This is a genomic window from Methanobacterium bryantii (assembly GCF_002287175.1).
In the GTDB taxonomy this organism is placed as follows: Archaea; Methanobacteriota; Methanobacteria; order Methanobacteriales; family Methanobacteriaceae; genus Methanobacterium_D; species Methanobacterium_D bryantii.
Genome location: NZ_LMVM01000033.1, coordinates 145,864 through 159,915, shown reverse-complemented (window position 1 = coordinate 159,915; position 14,052 = coordinate 145,864). Strand labels below are relative to the sequence as shown.

Annotated in this window: 12 protein-coding genes; 4 read left to right on the top strand and 8 right to left on the bottom strand. The window is 33.7% G+C overall.

The annotated features are described in order from the left end of the window. Positions 1-214: 214 nt before the first annotated feature. On the top strand, positions 215-2,389 hold the full coding sequence (locus ASJ80_RS11385) for a DHH family phosphoesterase (protein ID WP_069583684.1): 2,175 nt from the start codon (positions 215-217) through the stop codon (positions 2,387-2,389). Positions 2,390-2,408: 19 nt separating this feature from the next. Continuing rightward, positions 2,409-2,951: a class I SAM-dependent methyltransferase gene (locus ASJ80_RS11380; protein ID WP_069583683.1), complete on the top strand. Its 543-nt coding sequence runs from the start codon at positions 2,409-2,411 to the stop codon at positions 2,949-2,951. A 203-nt stretch (positions 2,952-3,154) separates the two neighbouring features. Here the strand turns inward: ASJ80_RS11380 and ASJ80_RS11375 are convergent, their stop codons facing one another. Then, on the bottom strand, positions 3,155-3,682 hold the full coding sequence (locus ASJ80_RS11375) for a hypothetical protein (protein ID WP_069583682.1): 528 nt from the start codon (positions 3,680-3,682) through the stop codon (positions 3,155-3,157). Between the two features lie 445 nt (positions 3,683-4,127). On the opposite strand from ASJ80_RS11375, the gene ASJ80_RS11370 reads away from it, so the two are divergent. Further along, positions 4,128-4,502 (top strand): hypothetical protein, encoded by a 375-nt coding sequence (locus ASJ80_RS11370; RefSeq protein ID WP_069583681.1) that lies wholly within the window; start codon positions 4,128-4,130, stop codon positions 4,500-4,502. 239 nt (positions 4,503-4,741) lie between these two features. Here the strand turns inward: ASJ80_RS11370 and ASJ80_RS11365 are convergent, their stop codons facing one another. Continuing rightward, entirely contained in the window at positions 4,742-5,392 is a 651-nt protein-coding gene (locus tag ASJ80_RS11365; protein ID WP_069583680.1) for a helix-turn-helix domain-containing protein, read from the bottom strand. A gap of 132 nt (positions 5,393-5,524) precedes the next feature. Here ASJ80_RS11365 and ASJ80_RS11360 point away from each other — a divergent pair, with 132 nt between their 5' ends. Next, on the top strand, positions 5,525-6,121 hold the full coding sequence (locus ASJ80_RS11360; RefSeq protein ID WP_069583679.1) for a hypothetical protein: 597 nt from the start codon (positions 5,525-5,527) through the stop codon (positions 6,119-6,121). Between the two features lie 201 nt (positions 6,122-6,322). Here the strand turns inward: ASJ80_RS11360 and ASJ80_RS11355 are convergent, their stop codons facing one another. The 6 genes from ASJ80_RS11355 to ASJ80_RS11330 form a co-directional block, all read right to left on the bottom strand. Further along, entirely contained in the window at positions 6,323-6,721 is a 399-nt protein-coding gene (locus ASJ80_RS11355; protein ID WP_069583678.1) for an FxLYD domain-containing protein, read from the bottom strand. Positions 6,722-7,069: 348 nt separating this feature from the next. After that, positions 7,070-7,687 (bottom strand): endonuclease III domain-containing protein, encoded by a 618-nt coding sequence (locus ASJ80_RS11350; protein WP_069583677.1) that lies wholly within the window; start codon positions 7,685-7,687, stop codon positions 7,070-7,072. A 13-nt stretch (positions 7,688-7,700) separates the two neighbouring features. After that, positions 7,701-8,609, bottom strand: a complete 909-nt coding sequence (locus tag ASJ80_RS11345) for an exonuclease V (RefSeq protein ID WP_083240950.1) — start codon at positions 8,607-8,609, stop codon at positions 7,701-7,703. Positions 8,610-8,644: 35 nt separating this feature from the next. After that, the gene (locus ASJ80_RS11340; RefSeq protein ID WP_338036868.1) at positions 8,645-9,127 is read right to left on the bottom strand and encodes a GTP-binding protein; all 483 of its coding nucleotides are present in this window, start codon (positions 9,125-9,127) and stop codon (positions 8,645-8,647) included. A 156-nt stretch (positions 9,128-9,283) separates the two neighbouring features. Next, the gene (gene aroA / locus ASJ80_RS11335) at positions 9,284-10,558 is read right to left on the bottom strand and encodes a 3-phosphoshikimate 1-carboxyvinyltransferase (protein ID WP_069583675.1); all 1,275 of its coding nucleotides are present in this window, start codon (positions 10,556-10,558) and stop codon (positions 9,284-9,286) included. 66 nt (positions 10,559-10,624) lie between these two features. Continuing rightward, on the bottom strand, positions 10,625-13,297 hold the full coding sequence (locus tag ASJ80_RS11330) for a valine--tRNA ligase (protein ID WP_069583674.1): 2,673 nt from the start codon (positions 13,295-13,297) through the stop codon (positions 10,625-10,627). Positions 13,298-14,052: the final 755 nt, after the last annotated feature.

Sequence of the window (14,052 nt, the reverse complement as noted above, 5' to 3'; positions counted from 1 at the left end):
TAATAATACTAGTGAATAATTCAAAATTTAAAATTGAATTTAACAGTTTTTATTTTTTGTATAAAAATACGGAGTAAAAATGCAAAAACATGGATTTTTGTATTTTTCGTATTTTATCAAGTCACAAAACCATTTTGGTAGGTCAATATTTTAAATTTTGATGGTTTTTATATAAGCTATATTTTTAGACCTAAATTCAGAGTTGAGGTATTTTATGATTAAAACTTGTTTAAAATGTAAAGGTAAAGGACATAAAGTCTTAAGTTACAAAGTTTGTGAAAGCTGCCATGGAAGCGGCGTAAAAAGTGAAGTAGATGTTAAAAAGCATGTTAAAGGTATTTCAAAAGGGGCTATGGAACGTTTTGATTTAGGAGAAGAACATGAAGTCCCATGCGATGTATGTAAAGGTAAAGGGGAAGTTGAAGTAACAGAAACATGCGAAGAATGCGGGGGTAAAGGCGAAATTAATGTCTGTAAAAAGTGCGGTAAAAAGATAGAATCTGGTGATTACTGCAAAGGCTGTGAAGTTAGAGAGAAGGTATATGATTTACACCCTTCATGTGATATAAATGATCTTGAACTTGGTTCTCATTATAAAGGAAAAGTTACACGAGTCGAAGATTGGGGAATATTTGTAAGCCTCTCAAAAAAGGGTTATGGTCTAGTTAGAGGACGAATGTTAGGCCATGATGTTGGTGACGAGGTTATTGTTAAAGTAATTGACATTAAAAAGGCTAAAGGAGAGGTTGACCTTACATTATCAAATCTTAAGGGAAAATATGAGCTTGTTAAACTCAGGAAAAATATTGCAAGAACTCCTATTGGTGAAATCACTAAAAAATCAGTTAAAAGATCGGTAAGGATAGTTGGAGAGGTAATTCAGATTCAACAGACTTCTGGACCGACCATTTTTACAATTTCAGATGAAACCTCCACTACATGGGTAGCTGCATTTGATGAGCCTGGAATTAGAGTATATCCTCACATAAACATTGGGGATATTGTTGAAGTACTTGGTGAAGTCTCCATTCACAGCGGTAAGATACAGATAGAATCGGAATCCATTGAGAAACTACACGGTAACGAGTCACTTGAAGCAAGGAGGCTTATTGATGAAGCAATTGATGAGAAAGCCATGCCTGAAACAACAGAAATCCTGATTGAAAGTGAAGTCCTGAATAAGCTCAGGGGAAGAATGGCTAATGCTGCAAAAGCAATAAGAAGAGCTATTTTCGATGGTAGATCTATCCTTGTAAGACACCATGCAGATGCAGATGGGATATGTGCAGGGGTTGCAATTGAAAAGGCAGTAATTCCTTTAATAAGGGAAATAAACCCTGGCAGTGATGCAGAATGGCATTTCTTCAAGAGAGCCCCAAGTAAAGCTCCTTTTTATGAGATAGAAGATGTAGTAAAGGACCTTTCATTTTCCCTTGAAGATATGGAAAGACACGGCCAAAAATTACCTTTAATAGTTCTCCTTGATAATGGATCAACTGAAGAAGATATTGTGGCACTTATAAAAGCTAAAATCTACGATATTGAAATTGTGGTTGTTGACCACCATTATCCTGGTGAAGTGGAAAATGAAAGGGTAGCTGTGGATGATTATGTGGACGTACACGTGAATCCTTACCTTGTTGGTGGTAACTCTGAGATAACAGCGGGGGCACTTGCATATGAAGTGGCAAAAATGATAAATCCTGAAGTTAAGGAAAGTTTAATGCATTTACCAGGTATTGCTGCAGTTGGAGACCATGCAAGCTCAGAGGAAGCTGAAAAGTATATAGAACTTGCTGGTGAAAAAGGTTATACAAGGGAAGATCTTGATAAAATTGCAACATGTGTCGATTTTGAGGCATTTTATCTGAGGTTCATGAACGGTAGAGGTATTATAGATACAATTTTAGGCCTTGGAAATTATGATAAACATGTAAAGCTCATAGGGGCACTTTACAATGAATCTCAAAAGAGAGTTAAAAATCAGCTGAGGGCTGCACTTCCAAATCTTAAAACTCAAAAACTCCCTAATGGGGTAATATTCAATGTTTTAGATGTTGAGAAATATGCCCATAAATTCACATATCCTGCTCCGGGTAAAACCACTGGTTATGTCCATGATACAATGGTTAAAAAGTATGGAGAAGAAACTCCAATTATAACCCTTTCATTTGGCCCTGATTTTGGAGTCATAAGGGCAACAGATGCTGTAAATGAAAAATTTGGATTTAATTTAAACACCATTGTAACAAAACTTGCAGAGGGAATTCCTGAAGCTGGAATAGACGGCGGCGGCCACGAATGTGCTGGATCACTCAAGTATGTTGAGGGATTATCTAAAAAAGTGCTGGGTGCATTTGCAGAAGAAGTCGCTGACCTCGGTAACTAAATTTAATGCAGTGACTTGTATGGTAAAAAATGAAAAAATGTCAGATAGTTCCTTTAAATTCATGAATTTTACATTTAAGATCATGGATTTAATTTATCCCTCGGCTAAAAAAAGGTCTAAAACGTTTGGTATATCTGAAGGCATAACTGTAATTGATTATGGCTGTGGGCCTGGTAGGTACACAATAGAGTTTGCTAAACTTGTTGGAGAAAATGGAAAGGTATATGCTGCTGATATTCATGAAATGGCAGCTGAAGAAGTAAATAAAAGGATAAAAAAACTGGGGCTGAAAAACACAGAAACTGTTCTTGTTGATGGATATAATTGTCCTCTTCCAGATAAGACAGCAGATGTTATCTGTGCCATTGACATGTTTTTTATGATAAAAGACCCAACAACATTTCTGGGGGAACTTAATAGGCTCATTAAAGATAATGGAACTTTGATTATTGATGAAGGACACCAAAAAAGGGATACTGCTAAAGATAAAATAGAAAAATCAGGATACTGGAAAATTTATCACGAGACCAAGGATCATTTAAAATGTAAACCTGTAAAATAGCCTATAATTTATGTTAGGAATAAACAGCTTTACACTTAATCCTGTTTATAGTGAATGACCAAATATTTTTGACACAGTGAAAATCCTTCAAAATTCGTAGAATTTTGAATCACAAAAAAAACATTTGGTTTTTTGTGAGCTTCGATTTTGGAATACCTAAAAATTTATATGTTTAAAAAGTTACGTCATTTACTGTAAATATTTTATTCAGTAAATGAATTTTTTAATTCAATACATGTTTCACAGTATTCATCGCCATTACACATTGCTTTGGTAAATTTTTTCGTGTATTTTGGGTTTAAATTACTAACAAATGTTTCATGATAAGCATTACAGTTCTCAAAAAGAGTTTTACTTTCTAAACCTATCTCTTTAGCTCTATTTAGAAATGGGCAGCTTATTATTTGGCTTTTTGCATGATCTCCAACGGTATAAACTATTTTATATTTTATTTCGGGCCCATAAAGAATTTCTGAGATTAATTCATTGGTTTTCTCAATTTCTTCTGCAGTTTTAGCTGGAAGCCCTAGATATTTTGATAGGATACTTGCATTTTTTCCATCCTGGATCCATGATATGTAATTAATTGTATCCATTAATGGTTGAATTTTTTTGTAATCTGGACCTAAAATATCTTTATATACTTTTTCATGGGTTAATAGCAGTGAACTTGCAGATTGGGCAGCAATTTTCCATCTTAATTCTACTGGAAAATTATCAATATTGATCACAGTTTCATCCCCCTTTAATATAATAAGTAATATTATTATGTTATTTGATATTAATTTATTTTACGAATTAATTAATAGAACAAAATAAATATGAAAATCAAAAATTATTATAAATGAAATTTTAACCTGCTATTACTTAAATAAGGTATATCATCTGGGCGTCGATATCTAACTCTAAAAATTCTGATTTTGCTGTAATAATGTTTAGAAATTGTAAAAGTCCTAAATTCTATTTTTCGTGATAGGCTGTTGATTGCATCTGATTAAAATAATTAAAACAACAAAAATAAAATATAATCCAACTAAAATCGATGTTAAATGTTAATAGATTAAATTAAATTTTAGCTTAAACAAAATATGGCATGATTAAATGAAATTGGAGCTGATCTGAATTATTAGGATTCTACCGGATATATGCATTCTAATCTCCCATACGCTCTCAAGAGTGGTAGAACTGGGATTTTTAGATTGCTTTGAGATATTAATTCCTGATTTTGTTGAAGAAATAGTTTTAATTTTATGTGAAGGAAAATTAAAGGCAGGGTTTTACAATGAAATAAATAAGTTAAAGGAGTTAGAAGCTGAAAGAAAAATAGATATCATTTATTGTAATTATGGAATAGATTGGCCGGAAAATAGGAATAAACTTATAAATACTGAAGATGACATGATTCTGGAAGTTGCTGTCGCCACAGATTCAATTCTTTTTACTGCAGATAAAGGTTTGAGGGATAAAGCTGTTTCAATTAAACAGCCTGTTATTTATATCTCTCCCAAGTTCCAAAAAGGGATCAAAAAGCTTGCTGAAAGGTTTGAATAAATATAGTTCTATTATAATTATTTTAAGTTCCCTGGATTAGATTTCAACAGATTAAATGAACTTTTATAATATTTAATTGGTTTATTAAATAAATTAAGGCTTAGAATAATTTTTAATAATCTAATTACTATTATAAAAATGTTGTTTTTCTTTTAAAAATAGAAACTAATTTTAAAGATTAAATTATCATACATTATGATTTCATTAGGTCACGAATATAATACTGATTATATTTTAGATTAGATGATGTAGTTTACAATTTTATTTTCAGCATTTTTTAGATGCTCAAGCAGGGTTGATTTGGAACAACCCATCTTTTCAGCTAATTCTTTAGATGTTATCTTTCTGGGAGAGTTGTAATATCCCCAGTCTTTTGCACAACGCATTACTTCAAGCTGTCTGCTGGTTAAAATTTGTTGTATTCCTTTTTGTTCAATACATGAATGAAAATAACTCAACTTTGCATTTTTAAAGGTTTCAAAGTCACCTATATCTTGTATAATCTTATTTAAACTTTTTTCATCACCTATACAGGTTAAACTAATGGCATTTTCATTCATATAGGTGGGGGATTTCCAGATGATATTATCTTTGAAAAATTTCTTTAGTACAGGGATAAATACTTTGTTAAAATGAACCTTCATCAAACAGGTATATGTTCCATTATCTGAATTTAATATATCCAAAATTGCAGCATTTTCTGGTAATTTCAGTTGTTTTAGATCTGTTCCATCCTTAACCACAATTTTAACAATTATTAATTTAAAATTATCCTGTGTATCTATTTTGAGGCATTCCAGGAGGTCTATACTCTTTACAGATTTAAAAAATAAAGAACCAGTCAGTTTATATAAAATAGACCTTTCTAAATTAATTTTCAACATTCGCATGATCTAATTATTGAACTATATAATTTATAATATTTTCCAGATATGTCTGGAGGTAATTATAAAAATTAAGATATCTAAGATTTGTTAATATACATCGAAGATTTTTAAAGATTTAGAACGGGGTACATTTTTATGGACAAAATAAACACCACTACAAATAAAATGTATACTTTCCTTAGAAAATACTTTGGATTATTATTATTTGCATCTTTAAGTGTTCTTTTATGGGTATTACTAATGACAAATACAGGATTTGCTAACTGGTACTTCAGCAGGCACGCTAATGTATTAAGCTGGTTAATTAGGCCAGTATTTATGATAGGATTTTGTTATTTTGCACTTAAAAGAAATGCAACCCTTGCCGCAGCTATGATTTTTCTAACACTTTTAAGTTCTGTTTTTTTCCAGGCACCAGATGTGGTGAACCCCACAGTAGAAGAATTCCTTGCTAATGAGAAAGAGTGGATATTAGGCCCTTTATCAGTTGTGAAATTAACTGAATTTGGAGCATTAATTGCAGGAATTTTCTTGCTGGGTTATGCCTTCTGGAAACGATCATTAAAATGGGGTATAATCCTGTTGTTTATTATAATTTTCTTAAAAATACTGTGGAGTATCATTTATGGGGGAGAAAGTGCTGTTACTTTAGTGTATGTGGCTGTATTTACAGGGATTGTGACAATGATCTGGATAATTCTTTACAGAAGGCGTTCTCTAAAAAAGGAATAATTTACAATTTCAATAAGATCAGTAAAAACTATGATTTATTTATATTATGTCTAAAATTAGGTGCAAGGGCATATCTGAGCTAATTGTAATTGAGAATAATTAGTATGCAATGGATTTTGTCCGCTGTAAATCATATCCTGCAAAAATGTTGTAATCATCTCTTAACTGAGTATTATTTCTCCAAAATTAAAAATTTAATGTTTATTTAAGTAAAGTTGGCCCAACTTTTACGCTGTAAGAATAGGGCGTACCTGATTTTCGATAGGGAACTTCAAAATTCCATGTTTCACCTGGATTAATGTAGCTTTTAGCATCAAAACTGGAATATAATAAATGTCCGCGTTTATCATAAAAATTGACGGTTATAGAAACATATCTCAGTTTGTACTGCCCTGTATTTTGTGCCTGCCCGTTGATAACATATTTATCTAGCCCAGTTAGTACCATCTGTTCATTTAAAATTTTTATATCATCGTGGGGGTCAATTGTTTGTGCAGTATTTTCATAGGCATTGCTTTTGGTAAAATAATCGTTTACATTAACCATACTCAAGGCGCCAGCTAAAGTAAGAACGATTAACGTGAATGATGCAATGTACATAATATTTCCCACGCATATCCGACCTTCAATACCAGTAATTTTAGTAAGAAAAGTATTACTTATTATATGGTCAATATTATTTAATAATTTCTAAAAATGAACTTTAATGAAATATTTCTGTTTTTTGAGAGTGGTTAAAAGATTGTTTTACATAAAAATAACAAAGATTGCACGAAATAAAAAAAGAGTTAATGAAATAATATTGTAAATAAATCAAGAAAAGTGTATATTAGCACATTAATTTTTAAAAGTAGGAGACAATAATACATAAAATAGCATGGAAGAATAATCAGATGTATAAATTGAAAGAAGTAAGAATTAGTTAATTGATTTTATTTTTTAAGAGGATTACTTCTTCATATCCCTGTAAAAATCACACAGGTCATTAATCGGACACTCTTCATGCTTAGGGCCAATAGGTCTGCAGATATCCTGCCCAAACCTCACAAAACTCTCATTTAAATCAAGCCAGTAGTCTTCAGGAACAATTTTCATGAGCTCCATTTCAGTTTCTTCTGGAGATTTTGTTTCTACAAGCCCTAACCGGTTTGATATCCGATGTACATGTACATCTACGGGAATTGCATTTAATCTAAACCCATAAACTAGAACACAGTTTGCTGTTTTCCTTCCCACTCCTGGAAGAGCCAGAAGTTCATTTATATCATCAGGAACGACATCTTTGTAGTCTTCATGGATTATTCTTGAAACTTCCTTTACCCGTTTTGTTTTTACTCTGAAAAAACCTGCTTTTTTGATCAATTTTTCTACTTCTTCAGTGGGAGCGTTGGCGATTTGTTCTGGTGTTTTGTATACTGCAAAAAGGGTAGCTGCTGCTTCATCTGTATTTTCATCCCGTGTTCTCTGGGATAAAATAGTTGTAATCAGGACCCTGAATGGATTTGGATTTTTCACAGGTATTTTAACGTATTTATGAAGCCTGTCCATTATTTCTTTGATTTTCATTTGAGTTTGAATTTCAATCACCTTGTTTCCATTTCTTGTGGATAGCAGGGCAGAGAGTGTAATAGCCGCAGAAGTTGCATTTCCAGTTGTTTGCTTCTCCAACAGAGGTAGGGCTCCGTTTTCCAGACCAGTACTCAAGTGCCCATTCCATTCCGCGGGTAAAAAACCTTTCGTCGAACCTGTATTTTTCCCTGTGGACTTCTGTAAGTGTTTTTTGATTTATATAAATAATTTCTATGGTTTTAGATAGTTCTGGGAGTTCTTTAAATTTCTGGATAACTTCAGTTATAAGTGTTCCAATCCCCAGTAAGGTACCAACTTCTTTTTGTTCATTTTCAGGAATTTGAAGGCTTTCCATATATTCCTCACTTAAAATAATTTCATTAAAATCAGGTTCAATTAAATCAACACCGTAAGCAGACCAGAAATCTCCCATTTCAGTCTTTCCATTTATCATGGCGTTGAGCACGTACCAGTAAATCATGCCCTGCATTTTATCTTTAATTATCTGCTGGGATGATGGTGGATTCTGGCTTTTTCGAGTCTTCATCTCAATTATTTGAGTTCTTTTATGTGTTTTTAGGCCTTCAACTTCTTCTACAACTTTAATCTCGTCAATAATACCTTTTATCAGCGCATTTCTAAATTTAGATAAAATAGGTAGTTCACGGGTTAAACCTTCTTTCTGGTATAGATCAAGTTCTACATTCATGTTATGAACATTAGAATGAAGTTTATCGGCAGGAGTCTTTATTTCAACCACTATTTCTTCTAAAATCTCGAGAAATCTGTCTTTATGAATTTCGCTGCCTTTTTCTTTCTCGGGTGTTTGAACTTCACCATACTGACGCCTCAAGTCCACTGCCATTTCACACCAGAACTGGCTTGCGATGGTTGATGGTCCTAAAATAATTGAATACATATTATCAATAAAAGAAAATTAAAATTATTAAGGTTTTATACTAAGTTTAAGAGAACTTCTAATCCTTCTTGAATTCCTTCTCCTGTTGTTGCAGTGGTTGGAATTAGTGGAGTATGGGGTTTTATATATTCGGATTCAAGATCTCCAGGAGCAATATCCTGTTTATTTACAAAAATTACATATGGAATGTTTCCACTGTTTAGTGTTTCCAGTATTCTGATATCCATGTCTGTGACGCCTACAGAATTATCAACTACTACAATTGCACCGCTTAAATTGGTAGTTAATATTTCCCGCATGAATTTGAACCTTTCCTGACCTGGAGTGCCGAAAATATGGACTTTTTCACCGTTAATAACAGTGTTTCCGTAATCAAGTGAAACTGTTGTACCGTTACATTCTATTTTGGTTACTTTTTCTTCTCTTCTATTTAAAAGAGTTTCTATAACAGTTGTTTTTCCTGAATCAGCTGACCCAAGGATTACGATTTTGGTTACTTTTTTTCTTGTCATGTCCATCTGGTTCCCCTTTTTGTAATAAAAATACTATATTTTCAGTAATTAAATAGATTACCATGTAGTTGGAGTACTAAAGGTATTTGCTTTTTTGTGGGAAAATTTTTTGTAGTAGTGTACATTGTAGTTAAAGGATTAAATAAAATTTAGTTAATGGTTCTATTTTGTTTTTATATTACATCCAAGTCTTTTCATAGCCTCTGGGAAATTAGGGAACGATACATCATAAACTGACGCGTTTTCTATGGTTAAACCACCTGTTTTTAATCCAACAAGCGAGAGCGCCATCACAAGGCGGTGGTCTCCATGAGATTTAACTATTCCCCCTTTAGCTCCTCCTTTAATTACAAGCCCATCTTTTTTTTCTGTAACCTTTACGCCAAGTTTTGAGAGTTCAAGGGCACAGGTATGAATCCTGTCTGTTTCCTTAAAACGGGCGTGTTCTACATTCCCAATAGTTGTAACGCCGTTTGATACGGCTCCAAGTGCTGCTACAGTGGGCAGCAGATCTGGAGCATTTTCCAGGTTTACATGCGTACCGTTAAGTTCTCCCTGTCCAATTATTGTAACTTCATCTTTTTTAACTTTAACTTCAGCACCCATATCCTTGACAATATCTAATATTTGTTTATCGCCCTGTTTTGAGTCTTTAAAAACATTTCTCACCGTAACTTTACCGTTAAGTGCTGCGGCCGCTCCTATTATATAAGAAACTGAGGAATAATCTCCTTCAACTGTATAATCCCTGCTTTTGTAGGTTTGGGGATCTATATGGAATGATCCCTGTTTTTTGTTGTAGTCCAGGCTAACTCCAAATTTCTCCATGATGTCTGTTGTCATATCTACATAAGGTTTGGAAATGAAATCACCATCCACGTTAATATCAACAGAATTCTGGGCATAGGGAGATGCGATAAGAAGAGATGAAATAAACTGAGAGCTTACATCACCTTTTATACCTGTTTTGCCTCCTTTAAACCCTCCTTTGATACATATTGGTGGTTTCCCATTTCCTCGAGATGAAAATGCCGTAACTCCCAGATTTTTAAGGGCATCTAATAAATCCTGCATGGGCCTTGTTCTAAGTGAGCTGTCGCCTGTTAAAACAGTATAATTTGAAGCAAGAGCCGAGACGCTGGTCATTATTCTAAGTGTTGTCCCTGAATTTTTAAGGTCTACAACATCTTCTGGTGTTTCTAAAACTCCTCCAGTACCATTAACGATGCATCTGTCATTTTCTTTTTTAATTTCGCATCCAAGTGCCCGGCATGCATTTAAAGATGCAAGTGTGTCCTCAGAGTACAGGGGGTCATTGAGTATAGATTTCCCCTCTGCAAGTGATGAAATTATAATAGCCCTGTGGGTGTAACTTTTGGAAGGAGGAGCTTTTATAACCCCTTCAATCTTATCAGTTTTTTGAATTTCCAGTTCCATTGAATCACGTAAATTTTTAAAAATTTTCTATTTTTAAGCGGTGTAAACTCTTTCGAAATTTTTAGGTTAAACAATTACCTCTAAGATTACATCTAAATTAGCTGCGTGAATTACTTCTACCTTCTCTCCAGTCTTACCAACCGCCACTTTCTTGGCTTCAATATGGTCCCATGTCAGTTTGTTGCCTTCAATTGTGATTTCTCCTTTATCCTCAAGAGTTGCTACAATTTCATCCATATTTTCGGACTGTAAATAGTTTACAATCTTAGGAGCGTCTCCTTTAAATTCAGGACCTATTTTTGCCATGACTGGGGTGATTTCAACTACTTTTTCTTTAATATCTGGTTTTCCCGTCATCACATCTAAACTTTCTATTCTCATGGTGCCTTTTATATCTTCTTTCAGGTTTTCGATCTGGCCAATTAAAGCAGTATCAGGAGTGTATATGTTTAGAGTTTTAATCTTTGCATTTAAAGGCATTTTCTTGGATGCTTTGAATCTCCTGATCTCTCCTATAAGTTCTACTCCGATTTCTCCAGTTTCTTCTGCCGCATCATCAATTAATTCAAAGTTTACATCTGGCCACAGAGTTTTGTGGATGCTTATACCCGTATCAGAAACATACTGGTAAATTTCATCTGCAAAGTGAGGAGTCAACGGTGCCAGCATGATTAGTGAAGTCGATATAACCGCTTGAAGTGTATACTGGGAGGCTTCTTTTGACATCTCGAGTTCTGGAGAATCATTGTAAAGCCTGTATTTTACAGCTTCAATGTATTCATCGCAGAAATCATGCCAGATAAATGCCTGAATACTGTTTACTACATTGGCAAAATTATATGATTCTATTGAACCCATTACATCAGCAAGCAGCCTGTTTAATTTTGATAATATCCATTTATCCATAGGATCTAAGTTTTTCTGGATTTCTTCTTCACTTACGCTTAGTTTAAAGTCCTGTATATGCATATTTATAAATCTAAATGCATTCCAGAATTTTCTAATGAATTTATATCCATATTTTACATCTTTCCATGCAAAAGGAACATCAGAACCTGGGACACTGTTTGCAGCCCAAAGCCTGAGTGCATCTGCACCGTATTCTTCAAGCACTTCTTCTGGCGATATGGTGTTGCCCCTTGATTTACTCATTTTATGGCCGTCTTCACCAGATACCATTCCGTTGACGACTATTTCATCAAATGGTTTTTCTCCTGTAAGTGCTTTACACCGGAGTATTGTGTAAAATGCCCATGTCCTTATGATATCATGCCCCTGCGGCCTGAGTGATGCAGGGTAATATTTTTTAAAATCCTCGTCAGGCCAGCCTGTAATAGAAAGAGGGCTTATTGAACTGTCCATCCATGTATCGAGTACGTCTGTTTCTCCGATGAATTCATCGTTACCGCATTCACATTTTCCTTCTAGTTTGTCCTGTGTTGGATCTACTGGGAGCATATCTGGAGTTGCAAGATGTACTTTTCCACACTTGCTGCAGTACCATACTGGAACAGGAGTTGCAAATATCCTTTGACGGGATATACACCAGTCCCAGTCCATTGAACCGGTCCAGTTCAAAAGACGTGTTTCCATATGCTCTGGAGTCCACTTCATTTCAGCGCTGGCTTCTCTTACGTCGGGTATGAGGTCTTTTACTGCTACAAACCACTGATTTTTAACCAGTATTTCTATTGGAGTTTTACACCTCCAGCATAATCCAACGTTCTGGTCTACTTTTTCCTGTTTTTTGAGGTACCCTTCATTTTTCAGGTCTTCAATGATCTGTTTTTTACAGTCCTGGGTATTCATACCTGCATATTTGCATGAAACATCTTTCATTACACCTTTTTCGTCAAGTGCTTCTATTATGTCCAGATTATATTTGTTTACCCATAAAACGTCAGTTTTATCACCGAAGGTACATATCATAACTGCTCCGGTACCAAATTCTGGATCAACTTCTTCATCCGTTATTATTTCAACGTTACGCCCAAATAAAGGTATTTCTACTTTTTTCCCCGCCATTTCTTTATATCTTTCATCTTCAGGGTGTACAACGACAGCTACACAAGCTGATAAAAGTTCAGGTCTGGTTGTTGCTATCATGAGACCTTTTTCACTTTCTTCAACTGGAAATTCCAGATAATTCAGGTAGGTTTCATTTTCATGGTATTCTACTTCTGCAAAAGCTATCGCAGTTTCACATCTTGGACACCAGTTTACAGGGTGAATTCCTCTGTAAATCAAACCCTGTTCATACATTTTTAAAAAGGACAGCTGCGTCCTTTTCATATATTCTGGAGTCATGGTCACAAATTCTCTGGACCAGTCCTGTGAAAAACCCATTGACAGCATCTGGGATTTCATCTGTTTGATGTTTGTACGTGTAAGATCTACACACATTTCCCTGAATTTAGCCCTTGCAACATCTCCTTTTTTGATATTGTGGGTTTCTTCTACTTTAACTTCTGTAGGGAGTCCGTGGCAGTCCCATCCCTGTGGGAAAAGGACATCATAGCCCTGCATTCTTTTAAATCTTGCTATTATGTCTATGTATGTCCAGTTTAAGACGTGCCCCATATGGGTAGCACCTGTAGGATATGGTGGAGGTGTATCAATTATGTAATTTGGCCTTGTTCCGTCACCTATGAACTTATATGTATCGTCTCTTTGCCATTTATCCTGCCATAAGGCTTCTTTTTTATGATCATAGTCCTTTGGAATATTGTCGTTGGTCATCTCACTTCTCCTTTATGTAAATTTAAGAATAGTTAATTTAATGTTTACTAATTTAATTTAATTAACTTCATGGTTTAAAAGGGATATGGAAATTAATTCTAATAGAATATATGATAAAATTATAATTTAAATGTAGCCTTAAAACTTTAAATAAAATTAACATCCATGACTATTCTCATTATATATAATGGGATTTGAATATATTTATTAAAATTATTTTGTTTAAAAGAAATTAATATTTATAACGTCCTGTTAAGTATTTATCTAAAGTTACAAGTCTAAATACGATAATAAACCATATATAAGTTTTTTCTCATTTATCTAATTTACTATTATTGGATATCATGTAATTACAATGCTTAAGTAATTATAGCTCATTATATCTATGAGCTAGTTACTGTATGTAAAATCCATTTTTCTAGTCTTGGATATAACAATTATCTCGTTACTATTTCTATCATAAAATACTTTAAAATCATGTGAGAAAAATCTTTTTTAATATTTAAATATTCCAATACAGATAAATTCAATAATACTTGTATAATATTCCCCTGTAGGGGCATGGGTGATGTTATACAGTTACTTATTCCTATAGAATCTGTAGTAAAAAACTGGAGTTCCATTAACATATATGATACGATTATAATTGGAATATAACTTTGTAAGTTATATCTCAAATTTAAATAATAGAATATGCTCTATATTTTTAGAATTCTTATTTTTCACAGTTTTCTAAGTTAAAATTAAAATTTAAT

Excerpts from the sequence above, each read along its gene's own strand:
- ASJ80_RS11385 (WP_069583684.1), top strand. The coding sequence starts at position 215 with ATGATTAAAACTTGTTTAAAATGTAAAGGTAAAGGACATAAAGTCTTA.
- ASJ80_RS11380 (WP_069583683.1), top strand. The coding sequence starts at position 2,409 with ATGGTAAAAAATGAAAAAATGTCAGATAGTTCCTTTAAATTCATGAAT.
- ASJ80_RS11365 (WP_069583680.1), bottom strand. The coding sequence starts at position 5,392 with ATGCGAATGTTGAAAATTAATTTAGAAAGGTCTATTTTATATAAACTG.
- ASJ80_RS11360 (WP_069583679.1), top strand. The coding sequence starts at position 5,525 with ATGGACAAAATAAACACCACTACAAATAAAATGTATACTTTCCTTAGA.
- ASJ80_RS11355 (WP_069583678.1), bottom strand. The coding sequence starts at position 6,721 with ATGTACATTGCATCATTCACGTTAATCGTTCTTACTTTAGCTGGCGCC.
- ASJ80_RS11350 (WP_069583677.1), bottom strand. The coding sequence starts at position 7,687 with ATGAAAATCAAAGAAATAATGGACAGGCTTCATAAATACGTTAAAATA.
- ASJ80_RS11345 (WP_083240950.1), bottom strand. The coding sequence starts at position 8,609 with ATGTATTCAATTATTTTAGGACCATCAACCATCGCAAGCCAGTTCTGG.
- ASJ80_RS11340 (WP_338036868.1), bottom strand. The coding sequence starts at position 9,127 with ATGGACATGACAAGAAAAAAAGTAACCAAAATCGTAATCCTTGGGTCA.
- aroA (WP_069583675.1), bottom strand. The coding sequence starts at position 10,558 with ATGGAACTGGAAATTCAAAAAACTGATAAGATTGAAGGGGTTATAAAA.
- ASJ80_RS11330 (WP_069583674.1), bottom strand. The coding sequence starts at position 13,297 with ATGACCAACGACAATATTCCAAAGGACTATGATCATAAAAAAGAAGCC.